Annotated in this window: 16 protein-coding genes; 14 read left to right on the forward strand and 2 right to left on the reverse strand. The window is 62.6% G+C overall.

The window, feature by feature from the left end; all coding sequences use genetic code 11:
- Positions 1 to 121: 121 nt before the first annotated feature.
- Positions 122 to 1,810 carry a flagellin gene (locus P8T11_RS02705; RefSeq protein ID WP_277549413.1) on the reverse strand — a complete coding sequence of 563 codons (1,689 nt, stop codon included), beginning with the start codon at positions 1,808 to 1,810 and terminating at the stop codon, positions 122 to 124.
- A gap of 319 nt (positions 1,811 to 2,129) precedes the next feature.
- Positions 2,130 to 2,885: an RNA polymerase sigma factor FliA gene (locus tag P8T11_RS02710; RefSeq protein ID WP_050448970.1), complete on the reverse strand. Its 756-nt coding sequence runs from the start codon at positions 2,883 to 2,885 to the stop codon at positions 2,130 to 2,132.
- Between the two features lie 432 nt (positions 2,886 to 3,317).
- On the opposite strand from P8T11_RS02710, the gene flhD reads away from it, so the two are divergent.
- From flhD to flhB, 14 genes are all read left to right on the forward strand, one after another.
- A complete protein-coding gene (gene flhD, locus P8T11_RS02715) occupies positions 3,318 to 3,641 on the forward strand; it encodes a flagellar transcriptional regulator FlhD (protein WP_006219025.1) in 324 nt (107 codons plus the stop codon).
- Between the two features lie 32 nt (positions 3,642 to 3,673).
- Complete coding sequence (gene flhC / locus P8T11_RS02720; RefSeq protein WP_111886197.1) at positions 3,674 to 4,255, forward strand: flagellar transcriptional regulator FlhC; 582 nt, start codon at positions 3,674 to 3,676, stop codon at positions 4,253 to 4,255.
- 129 nt (positions 4,256 to 4,384) lie between these two features.
- Complete coding sequence (motA, locus tag P8T11_RS02725) at positions 4,385 to 5,254, forward strand: flagellar motor stator protein MotA (RefSeq protein ID WP_100855423.1); 870 nt, start codon at positions 4,385 to 4,387, stop codon at positions 5,252 to 5,254.
- A gap of 11 nt (positions 5,255 to 5,265) precedes the next feature.
- Positions 5,266 to 6,255 carry a flagellar motor protein MotB gene (gene motB, locus P8T11_RS02730; RefSeq protein WP_268078436.1) on the forward strand — a complete coding sequence of 330 codons (990 nt, stop codon included), beginning with the start codon at positions 5,266 to 5,268 and terminating at the stop codon, positions 6,253 to 6,255.
- A 2-nt stretch (positions 6,256 to 6,257) separates the two neighbouring features.
- On the forward strand, positions 6,258 to 6,638 hold the full coding sequence (locus tag P8T11_RS02735; protein WP_100855425.1) for a response regulator: 381 nt from the start codon (positions 6,258 to 6,260) through the stop codon (positions 6,636 to 6,638).
- A gap of 30 nt (positions 6,639 to 6,668) precedes the next feature.
- Positions 6,669 to 8,819: a chemotaxis protein CheA gene (cheA, locus tag P8T11_RS02740; RefSeq protein ID WP_268078435.1), complete on the forward strand. Its 2,151-nt coding sequence runs from the start codon at positions 6,669 to 6,671 to the stop codon at positions 8,817 to 8,819.
- Between the two features lie 16 nt (positions 8,820 to 8,835).
- Entirely contained in the window at positions 8,836 to 9,336 is a 501-nt protein-coding gene (cheW, locus tag P8T11_RS02745) for a chemotaxis protein CheW (protein ID WP_006219029.1), read from the forward strand.
- A 93-nt stretch (positions 9,337 to 9,429) separates the two neighbouring features.
- The gene (locus tag P8T11_RS02750; protein WP_268078433.1) at positions 9,430 to 11,133 is read left to right on the forward strand and encodes a methyl-accepting chemotaxis protein; all 1,704 of its coding nucleotides are present in this window, start codon (positions 9,430 to 9,432) and stop codon (positions 11,131 to 11,133) included.
- A gap of 8 nt (positions 11,134 to 11,141) precedes the next feature.
- Complete coding sequence (locus P8T11_RS02755; protein ID WP_268078431.1) at positions 11,142 to 11,996, forward strand: CheR family methyltransferase; 855 nt, start codon at positions 11,142 to 11,144, stop codon at positions 11,994 to 11,996.
- Positions 11,997 to 12,016: 20 nt separating this feature from the next.
- Positions 12,017 to 13,075 carry a protein-glutamate methylesterase/protein-glutamine glutaminase gene (locus P8T11_RS02760; protein ID WP_268078430.1) on the forward strand — a complete coding sequence of 353 codons (1,059 nt, stop codon included), beginning with the start codon at positions 12,017 to 12,019 and terminating at the stop codon, positions 13,073 to 13,075.
- Between the two features lie 50 nt (positions 13,076 to 13,125).
- Positions 13,126 to 13,515: a chemotaxis response regulator CheY gene (gene cheY / locus P8T11_RS02765; RefSeq protein WP_043545108.1), complete on the forward strand. Its 390-nt coding sequence runs from the start codon at positions 13,126 to 13,128 to the stop codon at positions 13,513 to 13,515.
- Positions 13,516 to 13,523: 8 nt separating this feature from the next.
- Positions 13,524 to 14,159: a protein phosphatase CheZ gene (cheZ, locus tag P8T11_RS02770; protein ID WP_050450353.1), complete on the forward strand. Its 636-nt coding sequence runs from the start codon at positions 13,524 to 13,526 to the stop codon at positions 14,157 to 14,159.
- A gap of 181 nt (positions 14,160 to 14,340) precedes the next feature.
- Positions 14,341 to 15,855, forward strand: coding sequence for a methyl-accepting chemotaxis protein (locus P8T11_RS02775; RefSeq protein WP_268082463.1), 1,515 nt, complete (start codon positions 14,341 to 14,343; stop codon positions 15,853 to 15,855).
- 110 nt (positions 15,856 to 15,965) lie between these two features.
- Positions 15,966 to 17,120 carry a flagellar biosynthesis protein FlhB gene (gene flhB, locus P8T11_RS02780; RefSeq protein ID WP_268078429.1) on the forward strand — a complete coding sequence of 385 codons (1,155 nt, stop codon included), beginning with the start codon at positions 15,966 to 15,968 and terminating at the stop codon, positions 17,118 to 17,120.
- Positions 17,121 to 17,123: the final 3 nt, after the last annotated feature.

Consider the following 17,123-nt stretch of genomic DNA (forward strand, 5'->3'; position numbering starts at 1 on the left):
CGAAAAAAAACCCGCTGAAAGCGGGTTTCTTGAGATGGCCAGGCCCGGCGCGAAGGACCGGTACTGGCCGCCAGCCGGGGAAACCGAAGTTTCCCCCGCGGGTTCGTGTCTTTGCCGAGAATTAACGCAGCAGCGACAGAACCGTTTGCGGCACTTGGTTGGCTTGCGCCAGAACCGAGGTACCAGCTTGTTGCAGGATCTGAGCCTTGGACATGTTCGACACTTCCGTGGCGTAGTCGGCGTCTTGAATACGCGAACGAGCGTTGGACAGGTTGTTGACCACGTTGTTCAGGTTCGAGATCGTCGATTCCAGACGGTTCTGCACAGCACCCAGTTCGCCGGTCAGCTTGTCCAGCTTGGTGAAGGCAGCGTCCAGCGTCTTCAGCGGATCGGTGGTCTTCGTGCCCTTGCTGGTGTCTTCCGTGGTCAGCTTGCCCGAGCTGTTGACCTTGGCTTCAGCACCAACCTTGGCTTCGTAGTCGCCCGTGCCCGTGCCGCTCTTGACCGTGGCCTTGCCCGTGTTGGGGTCAACGGTGTAGGTCGTGTCGAACGTGTCGGTCGTGGTGAACGTGCCCTTGTCGTCAACGTACGTGTTGGTCGACTCGCCGCTGGTGAAGCTGACGCTGGCGCTGGTGATGCCTTGACCCAACGTGATGATCACGTCGTCGGCGGTGGCGTTGGAATTCACCGCAGCCAACAGAGCATCCGAAGCGATGGTGTTGGTGAAGGACAGTTGAGCACCCGTACCCGTGTTGGAGTACGTCTTGCCACCGATCGACACCGACGAGTTGCCGGCGCCGCCGCTGCCGTTCGAGGCGGCGGTCATGACGGTGCCCAGCGTGGCAGCGGTGGCGCTGTTGCTGTTGGTGGTCAGGTTGCCAGCGGCATCCAGGTAGGCGTCTTGGCCGCCGACCGTAACCTTGCCCGTAGCGTCGACTTCGAACGAGGTCGAAGCGGAGCCGTTGGCGTGGGTGTAGGTGCCGGTGGCGGTGCCGGTGGCCGGGCGCAGCGAGGTCGCCAGAGCCGTAACAGCGGCAGCGTTCGAAGCCGACTTGTCGGTGAACGTGAAGTTCTTGTTGGCGGCGTCGTACGTGTAGGTCACGCCGGTGGCGCCAGCGCCAACGCTGACGGTGTTGCCGTTTTCCAGCTTGGCGAAGGTTTGGTCAGCCGTGGCAGCAGCGTGCGTGGTGGTGACGGTCCAGTCGTTGCCGACGGCGGTGCCACCAGCAGCTTGCAGGTCGGACACGGTGGCCGAACGGTTTTGGGTCACGCCCGAGCCGTTGACGTTGAAGCCGTCCAGACCCAGCGTCTTGACGCTGATTTCCGACAGGTTCAGGGTGATCGTTTCGCCGTCGTTGGCGCCAACTTGCAGCGTCAGGGGCTTGGCCGAATCCGACAGAACCTTCACGCCGTTGAAGTCGGTTTGTTCCGAGATGCGGTCGATGTCCGACAGACGTTGGTTGATTTCGTCTTGCATCGAGTTCAGCTGTTCTTGCGAGTAGCTGCCGTTGGCGGCTTGCACCGACAGTTCGCGAACACGTTGCAGGTGGGTGTTGACTTCGGAGGCGGCGCCTTCCGTCGTCTGAGCCAGCGAGATACCGTCGTTGGCGTTACGAGCGGCTTGGGTCAGGCCCTTGACGTTCGCGGTGAAGCGGTTGGCAATGGCCATACCGGCGGCGTCGTCCTTGGCGCTGTTGATGCGCAGGCCCGACGACAGGCGTTCGATGGCGGTACCCAGGGAAGATTGCGACTTGTTCAGGTTGTTCTGAGCAACGAGCGACAAGTAGTTGGTGTTGATAACTGCAGCCATGTTTAGGCTCCCAAGAGAGAAAGGCTTCTTCAAACCGGGCAGCGGGGCCGCCCATCGTGTTAACGGGAGAATTCGCTTTCTTGCGTCTTCGAATTTCTCCGTTGTCAGGATTACGGCAGTCGCAAATCAATCTTTAGCCCTATTTCGCGAAAGTCGAATTTATTGTTGTATCCGTCGAACGATGGATGTTGCGTGGCGTGGTCCGCGCTGGCTGTAGGTCTCGATGAACGGGAACGGGCGCCAGTTCGTCACTGAGCGCCCGTTCTTGTCTTGTGCTGGGAGCCGCCGCGCTATCGCAGCTTCTTCCTATATATAGGCATCAAATAATCTGCGCGATCTGCCCTTCCAGCGGCAGTTCCTGCCAGGCCATCTCTTTCAACTTGGCCCGTATCCGCGCCGTCGCCTGTGACCTCAACTGGCACACCCGCGCCTCGGTCACATTCATGATGGCGCCGATTTCTTTCAAATTCAGCCCCTGCTCGTAACACAGCGACAGCAACAACTTTTCCCGATCAGGCAAGGCATCAATCGCCTGCACCAGCGCCTGACGGAAATCACCAGCCAGTAACGCATCCAGCGGATTCCCACCGGCCGAGCCGTGGTTCAGCGTGGCGGTCCAGTCGGATTGGCCGGAGGCGGAGTCGGGTTCGGTGGTGAAGTCTTCGTAATGCACGATCTGCACGCCTTGGGCGTCGTGCAGCAGGGATTGGTATTCCCCGATCGGCATCTCAAGCTGCGCGGCGATCTCGGCTTCAGAAGGCGCGCGCATCAGGCGTTGTTCCAACTGCTGGATGGCTTGTTCGATCTTGCGCGCCTTGGTGCGGACGCTGCGCGGCAGCCAGTCCTGGCCGCGTAGCTCGTCCAGCATCGCGCCACGAATACGGGTCGTGGCGTAGGTCTCGAATTGGGCGTCTGCGGTTTCCTGATAGCGCCTTACGGCGTCAAGCAGGCCGATCATGCCGGCCTGTATCAGGTCGTCGAGCTCAACACTGGCGGGTAGCCGGGCGAGCAATTGCAGGGCCAGCTTCCGCACTAGCGGGGCATATTCGACCAAGCTGTCATCTGCGTGGGGCATTGCGGGAATGTCAGGCTGTGTCCATCGTGACGCATCGTCGGACGTTGTCAATTTGCGACATTGTCGACAAACGCGCGGCTGCGCTAAAGCGACCAGGATTGAGTGATCGGCAAGGTGTCATTGTCGGCACTACACAACATTTCATTCGCGGAAGTACGCAATGTTTTGAATGCTTATTTGCCAAATTGACGTAAATTCGTCACGAGTTTCTATGTCAATGTGTATCTAAACTCACAGGTTGCGCAATATCAACAAAGATTTGTCATATAAGTCATAGAAAATGACATCACCTGTGGTAAATTTTACTTAAATTGCGAACAAATGATACATTTCGCATTAAAACAGGATGCAGCAGCATTCAGGCGCTATTAAGGCGCCGGTGCTTTTGGTCATAGAGCCCCCGTGGGTGGGATTTGGGATAGGGAGTAGGGCGTGCAACAAGTCGAAAATTCATTGCTGGCAGACATTCGCGAAGTGAATCTGTCATATCTGTTACTTGCGCAACGTATGTTGCGTGATGACTACGCAGCATCAATGTTCCGTTTGGGATTCAGCAACGAAGTTGCCGACATCCTGATGCGTTTGTCGCCGGCGCAATTGGTAAAGCTGGCCAGCTCCAGCTCGCTGCTGTGCCGGTTCCGCTTTGATGATTACAGCCTGCTGTCCGCGCTGACCCACGACGTGCTGGGTGGTGCGCTGCAACAAGCCCACGCTACGATCCTGTTGGCCAAGCAACCTGTAGAAGAACTGGCCTGACGGCCGCTCGACCACCCACTCGGACTCGCGTAATGGCCTCCAAAAGCGTATCTCAGGAAGCGGACGACATCCTGCTTGCCAGCTCCATGATTACCCTGGGGGCCCGGTTACAGGTTCTTGAGGCGGAAACCAGCCTCAGCCACGACCGCCTCGCACGCTTGTACCGTGAAATTCGCGGTTGCTCGCCACCCAAGGGCATGCTGCCGTTCTCGGTTGACTGGTTCATGACCTGGCTGCCGAACATCCACTCGTCGCTGTTCTACAACGTTTATTCGTTCTTGAACGCGCGCACCAGCAGCAAGGGCATACGCGCCACCATCGACGCCTATCGCCTGTACCTGGAAAACGCCGGCCTGGATACGGCCGAAAGCACCGAGCCGGTGCTGAGCTTCACCCGCGCCTGGATGCTCGTGCGTTTCTTTGATAGCGGCATGCTGCAACTGTCCGCCTGCCGCCAATGCGGCGGCCACTTCATTGCCCACGCCCACGATCCGCAATCGGATTTTGTGTGCGCCATCTGCCGTCCGCCACCTCGCGCTGGCAAGACGCGCGCAGCGGCCAAAGCGCGCGCCGGCACGCGCCCCGCGCCTCTCTTCGGCGACGCCCGTCCCTGAGCGGATTGGCGCAGTTTGCGTCCAAATACATCAAAAGCCCTGGAAAACTCCCCGTAACCCGCCTTTTTGGGTCGGGGGGAACAGGGGATCATTGACGCTAGTTTTAGACTTCGTTGGCAGGGGCCTGATGTGTTGATTGTTATCGGTTTTCTCGTGGTGATCGTGTCGGTCGTCGGCAGCTTCATAGCGCTGGGCGGCCACTTGGGCGCGCTTTACCAGCCCTTCGAGCTGACGCTGATCTTTGGTGCGGCCTTTGGGGCTTTTCTGGCCGGCAACAGCAAAAAGTCGCTGATGCTGGTGAAGGCGGCGCTGCCCGACGCGCTGAAAAGCTCGCGCTACAGCAAAGACGTGTACATGGAGCTGATGGCTCTCTTGTATGTGTTGCTGAACAAGGCGCGCCGTGAAGGCCTGATGGCCATCGAATCGCATATCGAGGATCCGGCGTCCAGCCCGATCTTCAGCGAATATCCCCGCATCGCCAAAGACGCGAAGCTCATGGAGTTCATTACGGACTACCTGCGCATCATGATCAGCGGCAACATGAGCTCGTTTGAAATCGAAACGCTCATGGATGAGGAAATCGAGACCTATCGCCATGAACGCGAAGTGCCCGCGCACGCGCTGCAGCAAATGGCCGACGGCCTGCCGGCCTTCGGTATCGTGGCCGCGGTGCTGGGCGTGATCAAGGCGCTGGCCGCCGTGGACCAGCCGCCCGCCATTCTGGGTGACCTGATCTCCAAGGCCATGGTCGGCACCTTCCTGGGCATCTTGCTGGCGTACGGCTTCGTGGGGCCGCTGGCCTCGCGGGTTGAGCGCCGCAACGACGAAGCCATGAAAGTGCTGGAATGCATCAAGACCACGCTGCTGGCCAGCATGAACGGCTACCCGCCCCAGTTGGCGGTGGAATTTGGCCGCAAGGTGCTGTTCTCGTCCGTGCGTCCGACCTTTGGTGAGCTGGAAGAGCATGTCCGGCAGACCAAGTCGACCGGCAAGGCCTGACGGAGCGGGCCATGAGCACGGTAAACAACCACCGTGTGGTGATCCGCCGCAAGAAGGTCAAGGGCGGCGGACACCACGGCGGAAGCTGGAAAATCGCCTACGCCGACTTCATCACCGCGATGATGGCGTTTTTTCTGGTGCTGTGGCTGATCAGCATCGTGCCACGCGAAGAACTCAAGGGCATCGCGGAGTATTTCCGCATGCCCTTGCGCGTGGCGATCACGGGCGGGCCCAGCAGCTCGGCCGAAACCAGTGCTGTGCCGGGTGGGGGGCTCGACCCCTTGCGCAGTGAGGGAGATGTCCGCAAGGGCCAGGGCAACCGGGTTGAGTCCCAGCCCATGGGCGACGCCGAACGGCGCGAGCAGCACCGCCTGGAAAACCTGAAAAAACGCCTTGAAAACGTCATCGAGACCAGCCCCGTCCTGAAAAGCTTCAGGCCGCAGTTGCTGATCGACCTGACGACGGAAGGCCTGCGCATTCAGATCATCGACAACCAGAACCGCCCCATGTTCGCCACCGGCCGCGCCGAAGTGCAGCCGTACATGCGCGACATTCTGCGCGAGCTGGGGCCGGTGCTGAATGAGCTGCCCAACAAGGTCAGCATCTCGGGCCACACCGACGCGTCGCAGTATGCGCGCGGCGAACGCGCCTATAGCAATTGGGAATTGTCGGCCGACCGCGCCAATGCCTCGCGCCAGGAATTGGTGGCCGGCGGCATGAACGAAAGCAAGGTCATGCGCATCCAGGGTCTGTCTTCCAGCATGAGTCTGGTTAAAGATGATCCGTATGCAGCCGTTAATAGACGTATCAGCCTCGTGGTGCTCAATATGAACACCCAAAAGCGCATCGAAAGCGAGAACGCCGCCGCTGCGGATATCAGCGCCAAAGATGCCCGCGAGGTGGGGACGGCCGTGGAGGCGGTGCAAGCCGCTGTCCAGGCTGGGACGGCAACCAAACAAGGCGAAGCGGCGAACGCGCCGCCCGCGCAAGGGGTTCGATAGCAATGGCGGCAACGATTCTGGTGGCGGACGATTCGGCGACGATGCGGATGATCGTGCAGGCGACGTTGACGGGCGCGGGATGGAAGGTGCTGACGGCCGGCAACGGCCAGGAAGCGCTGGATGTGGCCAAGAGCCACCCGGTGGACCTGGTGGTCAGCGACTGGAACATGCCCGTCAAGGGTGGGCTGGAGCTGATCCAGGGCCTGCGTGAACTGGACCAGTACCTGGATGTTCCGGTGCTGGTGCTGACCACCGAAGACGATGTGGATAGCAAAATGGCCGCTCGGGATCTGGGCGTTTGTGGCTGGCTGTCCAAGCCGGTCGACCCCGATGTGCTGGTGGAATTGGCGACCGAGCTGCTCGATGAGCAGGCCGGCGCGTAAAGCAGGTTCATTTATGAAGGCGTACGGGTCATGAGTTCTGGTTTGGACCTCAGTCAGTTTTACGAGACCTTTTTCGATGAGGCGGACGAGCTGCTCGCGCAGATGGAGCAGCTGCTGCTTGAACTCGACGTGGGTTCTCCCGACATCGAACAGCTCAATGCCATCTTCCGCGCGGCGCACTCCATCAAGGGCGGCGCGGCGACATTCGGCTGTTTTACGCAGTTGGCGGGCACCACCCACCTGCTGGAAAACCTTCTGGACGCAATCCGCCGTGGCGAAATGGCGCTGCGTACGGACATGATTGATATCTTTTTGGAAACGAAAGACGTGCTCAAAAGCCAACTGGATGCCTATCGGGCCTCCGAAGAGCCCGATGAAGCCGTGTTTGAGCGTATCTGCGCTGTCTTGAGGCAGTTGGCGCTGGAGCATAAAGACCCGGCCGCGGCCGCGCCAGCGGCGCCCGCTCCCGTGGTGGCGGCTCCGGCTCCTGCCCCCGCACCCGCACCCGCGCCCGTCGCGGCTGCGCCGGCCCCCGCGCCCGTCGCGGTTGCGCCGGCGCCCGAACCCGTGCCGCCGGCGGCCGACGTCGGCGACTTGCCGCTCAAGGTCAGGATCACCAAGGTGTCCGACAAGGACGCGGCGTCCCTGCTGGAAGAAATGGGCAACCTGGGCAACGTGCGCGCAAGCGAACGTGCCGACGGCGCCCTGACCGTGTGGATGGACAGCACCTGCACGCCGGACGACATTGAAGCGGTGTGTTGCTTCATTGTGGATGGCGACCAGCTTTCCATCAGCCGCGAAGCCGCGCCCGCCGCCCAGGCCGCCACCCCGGTGGCCGAACCGGTGGCTGCGGCGCCCGTGGCAGCGCCTGCGCCCGTCGCGGCGGAGCCCGTGCCCACGGTGGCGGATACCGCCGCCGCGGCCGAGGCCATCACGCAAGCCGCTGCCCGCGCCTCGCGTCCGGCGGCGTCCGCGCATGCCGACAAGGAATCGACGTCCATTCGTGTGGGCGTTGAAAAAGTCGACCAGGTGATCAACCTGGTGGGCGAACTGGTCATCACGCAGGCCATGCTGGCGCAAACGGCTTCCACGCTGGATCCCGTCCTGCACGACCGCCTGCTGAACGGCATGGAGCAGTTGGAACGCAACGCCCGCGACCTTCAAGAAGCGGTGATGTCGATCCGCATGATGCCGATGGACTACGTGTTCAGCCGCTTCCCGCGACTGGTGCGCGACATTGCCGGCAAGATGGGCAAGCAGATCGAACTGCAAACCTACGGCCGTGCCACCGAGCTGGACAAGAGCCTGATCGAACGCATCATCGACCCGCTGACGCACCTGGTGCGCAACAGCCTGGACCACGGTATCGAAACGCCCGAAAAGCGTATTGCCGCGGGCAAGGACCCGGTCGGCCAACTGGTGCTGTCCGCGCAACACAATGGCGGCAACATCGTCATTGAAGTCAGCGATGACGGCGGCGGCCTGAGCCGTGAAAAGATCCTGAAGAAGGCCATGGCCCAGGGCATGGCCGTCAACGAGAATTCGCCCGACGATGAAATCTGGCAACTGATTTTCGCGCCGGGTTTCTCCACCGCCGAAAAGGTCACGGACATCTCGGGCCGTGGCGTGGGCATGGACGTGGTGCGGCGGAACATCCAGGACATGGGTGGCCACGTGCAACTGTCGTGCGAGCCGGGCAACGGCACCACGACGCGCATCGTGCTGCCGCTGACGCTGGCCATTCTGGACGGCATGTCGGTGCGCGTGGGTGAAGAAACCTTCATCCTGCCGCTGAACCACGTGACGGAATCGCTGCAGCCCACCAACGACCAGATCTATTCGGTGGCCGGCAACGAGCGCGTGATGCACGTGCGCGGCGAGTATCTGCCGCTGGTGGAAATGCACCGCGTGTTCTCGGTCGGCCAGGCGCAGACCGATCCCACGCAGGCCATCGCCGTCATCATGCAGGCCGAAGACCGCCGCTTTGCGTTGCTGGTGGATCACCTGATCGGCCAGCACCAGGTGGTGGTGAAGAATCTTGAATCCAACTACCGCAAGGTTCCCGGCATCTCGGCGGCCACCATCCTGGGTGATGGCAGCGTGGCCCTGATTGTCGACGTATTTGCGCTTGCGCGCGCCAACCGTGAACGTTGGTCGCAGCCCGAAGCCATTTTGAATTGATGGAGCATTAAAAATCATGGCAGCCAAACCGCAAGCGCAATCCGCGCGCAATGAAGATGTCGGCAGCGAATTCCTGGTCTTCACGCTGGGCGACGAAGAGTACGGCATCGACATCCTGAAAGTGCAGGAAATCCGGGGCTACGACGCCGACACGGTGACTCGCATCGCCAACGTTCCGACCTTCATCAAGGGCGTGACGAACCTGCGCGGCATCATCGTTCCCATCGTTGACCTGCGCATCAAGTTCAACCTGGGCCGCGTTGACTACAACGAGCAGACCGTCGTCATCATCCTCAACCTGGATCGCCGTGTCGTCGGTATCGTGGTTGACGGCGTGTCCGACGTGCTGATGTTGAACGCCGGCCAGATTCGTCCGGCGCCGGAATTCGGCGCCACCTTGTCCACCGAATACCTGACCGGTCTGGGCACGGTGGACGAACGCATGCTTATCCTGGTCGACATCGAAAAGATGATGACCAGCGACGAAATGGCGCTGGTGGAGAAGGTTGCCTCCTGATCGGAGTTTGACCGGAACGCGGGGTAGAGGCGCCATATTCAATCCGAAGTGGCGCTTTCCTTTAACGATTGCAGTCAATGGGTGGTTCTTGAGATGCGCAAGTTTTTCGCGAACATGACGATACGCAGCAGCCTGTTGTGGGTGCTGGCGTTTTTCTCATTCATGTTGGTGATCGGGGCGGCGCTTGGCGTGCTGTCCCTGCGCATCAGCAACGGCACCCTGGCCGAGATCAAGCAATCGCAGGAACTGAATGACGCGGTGAGCCGGGTCGTGTCCAGCTACAAGGACACGATGAGCGGCCTGGGCCGCGCGGCGACCGCCAACTATGCGGACATCGTCAGCAACGTGGGCCAGGCCACCTTGCTGACGCAGGGCCTGTCGGCGGAAGCCACGGGTTTGCTGGAACGCGCCAAGGCGTCCATGAACAAGGGCCAGGCGGAATTCGAGTACTACAAGACGCTGCCCCAGCCCCCGGACGCGGCCGAGTCGTTGAAGGAAATCGAGGCGTCCTACGCCATGCTGGTGCAGCAAGGGCTGACCCCGTTGGTCAGCGCCTTGGAAAAGGCCGACATGCCGGCCTACCAGAAGCAGGTTCAAACGGTGCAGGACGCGCTGGAAGGGCGTTTTTCACGCGCCATCGAAGCCTTTGATTTCTGGCGCGCCAGCAAGATGATGGACGCGCATGACGTGGCCCAGGTGCGCTATCAATTCGTGCTGATGGCGGTGGCGGCGGGCGGTGTGATCGCCGCGCTGCTGGTGTTCGCCACCTATATCTTCCTGCGCCGCCGCGTGCTGCTGCCCTTGAAGGAAGCCGGCCAACACTTTGACCGTATCGCGGGCGGCGACCTGACCGCCCGGGTGGACGCGCGCAACACCAATGAAGTGGGTCAGTTGTTCGCCGCCCTGAAACGCATGCAGGAAAGCCTGACGCGCACGGTCGCGACGGTGCGCCGTGGCGTGGATGAAATCAACGTGGGCTCGCATGAGATCGCGGCCGGCAACACGGACCTGTCCAGCCGCACGGAACAGCAGGCGGCATCCCTTGAGGAAACCGCGGCCTCCATGGAAGAACTGGCGTCCACCGTGAAGCAGAACGCCGACAATGCGCGCCAGGCCAATCAGTTGGCGGCCAGCGCATCGGACGTGGCTGAAAAGGGCGGTTCGGCGGTGTCCGAAGTGGTTGCCACCATGCACGACATTTCGGCCAGCTCGCGCAAGATCTCGGAAATCGTTTCCGTCATCGACGGCATTGCGTTCCAGACCAACATCCTGGCGCTGAACGCCGCCGTGGAAGCGGCGCGCGCGGGCGAGCAGGGCAAGGGCTTTGCGGTGGTGGCGGGCGAAGTGCGCTCGCTGGCACAGCGCAGCGCGCAAGCCGCCAAGGAAATCAAGGGCTTGATCGAAGACTCGGTCAGCAAGGTCGGCGCGGGTTCGCAACAGGTGGAACGAGCGGGCGCGACGATGCAGGAAATCGTGGCGTCGGTGAAGCGCGTGACGGACATCATGGGCGAGATCTCGGCGGCGTCCGAAGAGCAGTCCAGCGGTATCGACCAGGTCAATCGCGCCGTGTCGCAGATGGACGAAGTGACCCAACAGAACGCGGCGCTGGTGGAAGAAGCCGCGGCCGCCGCCGGCTCGCTGCAAGAGCAGGCGGAACGCCTGGCCGACGCCGTGGCGGTGTTCAAGATCAATGCGGGCGAAGTCATCGAGGTGCCGGCACAACGCCTGTCTTCGGTGCGCTCGTCCGATGAAGACTCACGTTTGCAATCGCCCGATGCGCTTGCGCTTGGGCACTGAGGAATCGCGTGGCAACTGCGGCAACCCAGGCGCCGTCCGTTTCGGTGGACCGCCAATTCGATTTTCGCGACGCGGACTTTTCCCGCGTCCGCAAGATGATCCACGCGCGCGCGGGCATCTCGCTGGGCACGCACAAGCGTGAAATGGTCTACAGCCGCCTGGCCAGGCGTTTGCGCGCCCTGGGCCGCCAGGACTTCGGCAGCTATCTGGACCAGTTGGAACACGAACCCGAGGCGCACGAGTGGGAAGAATTCGTCAATGCCTTGACGACCAACCTGACCGCTTTCTTCCGCGAATCGCACCACTTTCCCATCCTGGCCGAGTTCGCGCAAAAGCGCGGCGGCCCGGTGTCGGTGTGGTGCTGTGCGGCGTCCACGGGCGAAGAGCCGTATTCCATTGCGATGACGCTGGTAGAGGCCCTGGGCCCGCGCGCGTCATCGTCCACGGTGCTGGCCACCGACATCGACACCAATGTGCTGAACCGGGCGCGCGCCGCCGTCTACCCGGCCGAACGCGTGGCCAAGATGGAAGACGAGCGCCTGCGCCGCTTCTTCCTGAAAGGCCGTGGCGCCAACGCCGGCCAGGTGCGGGTGCGGCCCGAGATCGCCGACATGGTGCGCTACGAAACCTTGAACCTGTTGGCGCCGTCATGGCCGATCAACGAAAAGTTCGACGTGATCTTCTGCCGCAACGTGATGATTTACTTCGACAAGCCGACGCAGGCGAAGATTCTGGAGCGCTTTGCGCCGCTGCTCAAGCCGGGCGGCCTGCTGTTTGCCGGGCACTCCGAGAACTTTACCTACATCAGCCGGGATTTTCGTCTGCGCGGGCAGACCGTCTACGAATGTGCGAGTAAGGCCTGAACGGGCCAAGGCAGCAAACAATGAAAAAAATAAGCGTTTTGTGTGTGGACGACTCCGCGTTGGTGCGTGGGCTGATGACCGAAATCATCAACAGCCAGCCCGACATGGAAGTGGTCGCGACCGCGCCCGACCCCTTGGTGGCGCGCGACCTGATCAAACGGCACAACCCGGACGTGCTGACGCTGGACGTGGAAATGCCCCGCATGGACGGGCTGGATTTTCTTGAAAAGCTGATGCGCTTGCGGCCGATGCCGGTGGTGATGGTGTCGTCCCTGACCGAACGCGGCGGTGAAATCACCTTGCGCGCGCTGGAACTGGGCGCGATCGATTTCGTGACCAAGCCCAAGCTGGGCATTCGTGACGGCCTGCTGGAATACACCGAGATCATCGCGGACAAGATCCGCGCGGCCTCGCGCGCCAAGCTGCGCGCGCCCACGCCGCATTCGGCGCAGGCAGCGCCCGCGCCGATGTTGCGCCGTCCGCTGTCCAGCTCGGAAAAGCTGGTGATCGTGGGCGCGTCGACGGGCGGCACGGAAGCCATCCGCGAAGTGCTGCAACCCTTGCCGCCGGACAGCCCGGCCATTCTGATCACGCAGCACATGCCCGCCGGCTTCACCCGTTCGTTCGCGCAGCGGCTGGATGCGTTGTGCGCGGTGACGGTGCGCGAAGCGGTCCACGGAGACCGTGTGCTGCCGGGCCACGTGTATCTGGCGCCGGGCGGCGACATGCACATGCGGCTGGGCCGCAGCGGCGCCAACTACGTGATCGAGCTTGAAGCCAGCGAACCCGTCAACCGCCACCGCCCGTCGGTGGATGTGTTGTTCAATTCCGCCGCCGTGGCCGCGGGCAAGAACGCCATCGGCGTCATCCTGACCGGCATGGGCAAGGACGGCGCGGCCGGCATGCTGGCCATGCATCGCGCGGGCGCGCACACCATTGCGCAAGACGAAGCCAGTTGTGTGGTGTTCGGCATGCCCCGCGAAGCCATCGCCATGGGCGCCGCGGATGAAGTGGTTGCGCTGTCGGCGATTAGCGAACGCATTCTGACTCGCCTGGGCGACCGTGGGCACCGCGTTTGACGCGACTGCACCCACGATCGGTCTCAAGCAAATTTCTTCTGGAGTGAAAGATGGTAGACAAGGGCATCAAGATTCTGGTGGTGGATGACTTCCCCACCATGCGACGAATCATCCGCAACCTGCTCAAAGAGCTGGGTTTCGAGAACGTGGACGAGGCCGAGGACGGCGCGATCGGGCTGGAAAAGCTGCGCAACGGCGGTTTCCAATTCGTCGTGTCCGACTGGAACATGCCCAACCTGGACGGCCTGGAAATGCTCAAGCAGATCCGTGCCGACGCATCGCTGGCCTCGCTGCCGGTGCTGATGGTGACGGCCGAAGCCAAGAAGGAAAACATCGTTGCAGCGGCCCAGGCCGGCGCCAACGGTTACGTGGTTAAGCCTTTCACGGCGGCGACGCTGGAAGAAAAGCTCAACAAGATCTTCGAGAAAATTGCCGGCTGAGGTGTGTAATGAGCCCCACGGAACAAGTTGAAGCCGCCGCCGAGAATCCGGATCTGATCCACCGAATCGCCTCGCTGACGCGCATGCTGCGCGACAGCATGCGCGAACTGGGCCTGGATCAGGCCATCAAGGACGCGGCCAATGCCATCCCCGATGCGCGCGATCGCCTGCGCTACGTGGCGCAGATGACCGAGCAGGCGGCCAACCGCGTGCTGAATGCCACCGAGCAGGCCGGCCCCATCCAGGACGGCATGTCGCGTTCGGCGCAGGCGCTGGATAGCCGCTGGCAGCAGTGGTACGACCAGCCGCTGGAATTGCCCGAAGCGCGCGAACTGGTGAAAGACACGCGCGCCTTCCTGGCGGACGTGCCCAAGCAGACGCAGCAGACGCAGTCCCAGCTGATGGAAATCATCATGGCGCAGGATTTCCAGGACCTCACGGGCCAGGTCATCATGCGCATGATGGATGTGGTGGGCGCGATTGAACGCGAGCTGCTGCAGGTGCTGCTGGACAACGTGCCGCAGGAACGCCGTGACGAAGCCAACAGCCTGTTGAACGGACCGCAGATCAGTCCGCAAGGCAAGACGGATGTCGTCACCAGCCAGGATCAGGTGGACGACCTGCTGGCCAGCCTGGGGTTCTGATCGACCCATCGCGCCGACCGGCCTGGCCGCCGGCGGCGCGTGCATAGAAGAATAAGCAGGGGGGCCTTGCAGTACGAGACAAGGCGCGCGCCGCGCGCCAGGCAACGGACGCCCACAGAAGGCGATCCGGGCCAGCACAAGGAGGTCCATCATGGCCAGATCCGTATTCCGCCTGGGCGGTATGTGGGCACTGCTACGCCGCTTGAACCGGGGCGATGGCACGCTGTCGGAACGTACCCTTTCCCTTAGCCCCGCGGTCTTTTCCCTGCATCGTTTCCTGGCGCGCATGCGCGGGCGCATCGTCACTGTGCGGCAATCCAGCATCGAAATCGCCTTGAACGCGGCGCGCACGCAATACCAGGCGGGGCGCTGCTCGGCCCTGGCGCAAGAGCAGGCGCGCGCGGCGGGCGCCCTGGCTGACAGCGGCGCGCAGATTGCCGCCTTGTCCACGTCCACATCGACCCATGCGCGCCAGATTGCCGACGTGTCCGGCCATAACCTGCACGCGGCCGAGCAGGCCTTGTCCGAGCTGTCCGACGTGAAGGCGCGGGTAGACCGGATGACCCGCGAGATGGCCGCGTTTACCGACGTGGTGGGCCAGTTGACCTTGCGCGCGCGTTCGGTGGCCGACATCAGCAAGCTGATCAAGGACATCGCGCTGCAAACCCAGTTGCTGGCCTTGAATGCGGGCGTGGAAGCCGCCAGGGCAGGGGACGCGGGCCGCGGCTTCGCGGTGGTGGCCAGTGAAGTGGGCCGCCTGGCCGAACGGGTGAACGCCGCCACCAGCGACATCGGGCGGCATACCATCGAAATGCTGGAACTGGTGGACACCACCCAACGCCAGACCGGTACCCTGCGGGAAGACGTGGATGCCTCCGGCGCGGTGCTGGACCGCACCTGCTCGGACTTCGAACGCTTCGTGCGCGATTTCGACAGCATGAACCGGCAGGTCGGCGAGGTGGTGCAGGCGATTGGCGAAGTGGATGCCACCAACCACGGCATGAGCCAGGAAGTGGGGCGCATTGCCGCGCTGAGCGCCGACGTGCTGGATCGCGTGGGCAGCATGTCGAACGAAATTGACCGTATCCGCCGGCAGACGGAAAGCGTGCAGGAAGTGCTGGCGGACGTGCGCACCGGCAAGACCGCTTTCGACGGTCTTTGCGACACGCTGGAAAGCTTTCAGGCCGCCGCCGAGCGCCTGCTGGACGACGCCCGGCGCCGTGGCGTGGATGTGTTCGACCGCCATTACCAACGTATCGCGGGCAGTGAACCGCCGCGCTATCACACGCGCTATGACCGGGTCATTGACGAGGCGTTGACGCAGTTGCTGGACGGCGTGCTGGACGCCGTACCGGGCGGCATCTATACGCTGGTGGTCGACGCCCGGGGCTACGCGCCCGCGCACAACGGCCGGTTTTCGCACCCGCCCACGGGCGACCCGAAGGTGGACATCGCGCGCTCGCGGCACAAGCGGCTCTTCGACGACCCCGTGGGCGCCCGGCTGGCCGCCAACACCGGCGCGATGCTGTTCCAGACCTATTCCCGCGATACCGGCGAGATCATCAACGACATTTCGATTCCGCTGTATTTGGGGTCGGAACACTGGGGCGCGGTCCGCATCGGGCTGGACTACGTCAGCTTCCAGGCCGCGCTGGATGGCGCCGCGCCCGCCACCCTGCTGCGCAGCGCGGAATAGCACCGCTTTCTTCCCGCTTCTTGGCTTATCGCCCAACCCCGGGCGATCCTAGAATCTCGGCGGGCGGCTCGTAATCCGAAAATCCGCGAGCCGCAACAGAACCGCAGAGCATGGCTGAAGAAAGCGACCTCGAGAAATCCGAAGCAGCCTCTCCCAGGCGCCTGGAAAAGGCGCGCGAGGAGGGGCAGATTGCGCGTTCCCGAGAATTGGGCACGTTCATGATGCTGGCCGCGGGTGTCGGCATGATCTGGGCCGGCGGCAGTTCGCTGTATCAGGGTCTGAGCGGCGTGCTGCACAGCGGCCTGGCGTTCGACCAGCGCATTGTGACGGACCCGGGCGTGATGGTTGAACAGGCGGTGGTTGGCTTTGGCCACGCCCTGATGACGCTGTTGCCTATTTTCGGCGTGCTGATGGTGGTGGCCGTGTTGTCCAGCGTGTTGCTGGGCGGCATCGTGATCTCCGGCAAGCCCTTGCAGGCCAATTTTTCGAAGCTGAGCCTTTTTGCAGGCCTGAAGCGGATGTTCTCGTCGCAGACCGTGGTGGAACTGATCAAGGCGCTGGCCAAGGCCCTGCTGGTGGGCGGCGTGGCCGTCTGGGTCATCTGGCGCTACCACGACGAGATGATGGGCCTGATGCACGTGGCGCCGTCTGCCGCGCTGATCAAGGCGCTGTCGCTGGTGGCGCTGTGCTGCGTCTTCATCGTGTCGTCCCTGCTGGTGATTGTGCTGTTGGATGTGCCCTGGCAGATCTGGAGCCATTTGAAGAAGCTGCGCATGTCCAAGGAAGACGTGCGCCAGGAACACAAGGAAAGCGAAGGCGATCCGCATGTGAAGGCGCGCATCCGCCAGCAGCAGCGTCAGGCCGCGCGCCGCCGCATGATGTCGGAGGTGCCCAAGGCGGACGTGGTGGTGACCAACCCGACGCACTACGCCGTGGCGCTGAAGTATGACGAGGACAAGAGCGGCGCCCCGCGCGTGATCGCCAAGGGTACGGGCCTGATCGCGGCCAAGATCCGCGAACTGGCCGCCGAGAACCGCATTCCCACATTGGAAGCGCCGCCGCTGGCGCGCGCATTGCATCAACACGTAGAGCTGGGGCAAGAAATCCCGGCCGAGCTATATACCGCGGTGGCGGAAGTGCTGGCGTGGGTCTTCCAGCTGCGTTCGTGGCGTTCAGGATGGGGGGCCGAACCGTCGGTCCCGACCAAACTGGCCGTGCCCGCAGCGCTGGACCCGCAGGCATCAACCGCAGCACAAGGAGTCTAAGGA

Source organism: Achromobacter spanius, from assembly GCF_029637605.1.
GTDB classification, from domain to species: domain Bacteria; phylum Pseudomonadota; class Gammaproteobacteria; order Burkholderiales; family Burkholderiaceae_B; genus Achromobacter; species Achromobacter spanius_E.

Coding starts and splice junctions, on each gene's coding strand:
- P8T11_RS02705 (WP_277549413.1), bottom strand. CDS start 1,810: ATGGCTGCAGTTATCAACACCAACTACTTGTCGCTCGTTGCTCAGAAC.
- P8T11_RS02710 (WP_050448970.1), bottom strand. CDS start 2,885: ATGCCCCACGCAGATGACAGCTTGGTCGAATATGCCCCGCTAGTGCGG.
- flhC (WP_111886197.1), top strand. CDS start 3,674: ATGGCCTCCAAAAGCGTATCTCAGGAAGCGGACGACATCCTGCTTGCC.
- motB (WP_268078436.1), top strand. CDS start 5,266: ATGAGCACGGTAAACAACCACCGTGTGGTGATCCGCCGCAAGAAGGTC.
- P8T11_RS02735 (WP_100855425.1), top strand. CDS start 6,258: ATGGCGGCAACGATTCTGGTGGCGGACGATTCGGCGACGATGCGGATG.
- cheA (WP_268078435.1), top strand. CDS start 6,669: ATGAGTTCTGGTTTGGACCTCAGTCAGTTTTACGAGACCTTTTTCGAT.
- cheW (WP_006219029.1), top strand. CDS start 8,836: ATGGCAGCCAAACCGCAAGCGCAATCCGCGCGCAATGAAGATGTCGGC.
- P8T11_RS02750 (WP_268078433.1), top strand. CDS start 9,430: ATGCGCAAGTTTTTCGCGAACATGACGATACGCAGCAGCCTGTTGTGG.
- P8T11_RS02760 (WP_268078430.1), top strand. CDS start 12,017: ATGAAAAAAATAAGCGTTTTGTGTGTGGACGACTCCGCGTTGGTGCGT.
- cheY (WP_043545108.1), top strand. CDS start 13,126: ATGGTAGACAAGGGCATCAAGATTCTGGTGGTGGATGACTTCCCCACC.
- cheZ (WP_050450353.1), top strand. CDS start 13,524: ATGAGCCCCACGGAACAAGTTGAAGCCGCCGCCGAGAATCCGGATCTG.
- P8T11_RS02775 (WP_268082463.1), top strand. CDS start 14,341: ATGTGGGCACTGCTACGCCGCTTGAACCGGGGCGATGGCACGCTGTCG.
- flhB (WP_268078429.1), top strand. CDS start 15,966: ATGGCTGAAGAAAGCGACCTCGAGAAATCCGAAGCAGCCTCTCCCAGG.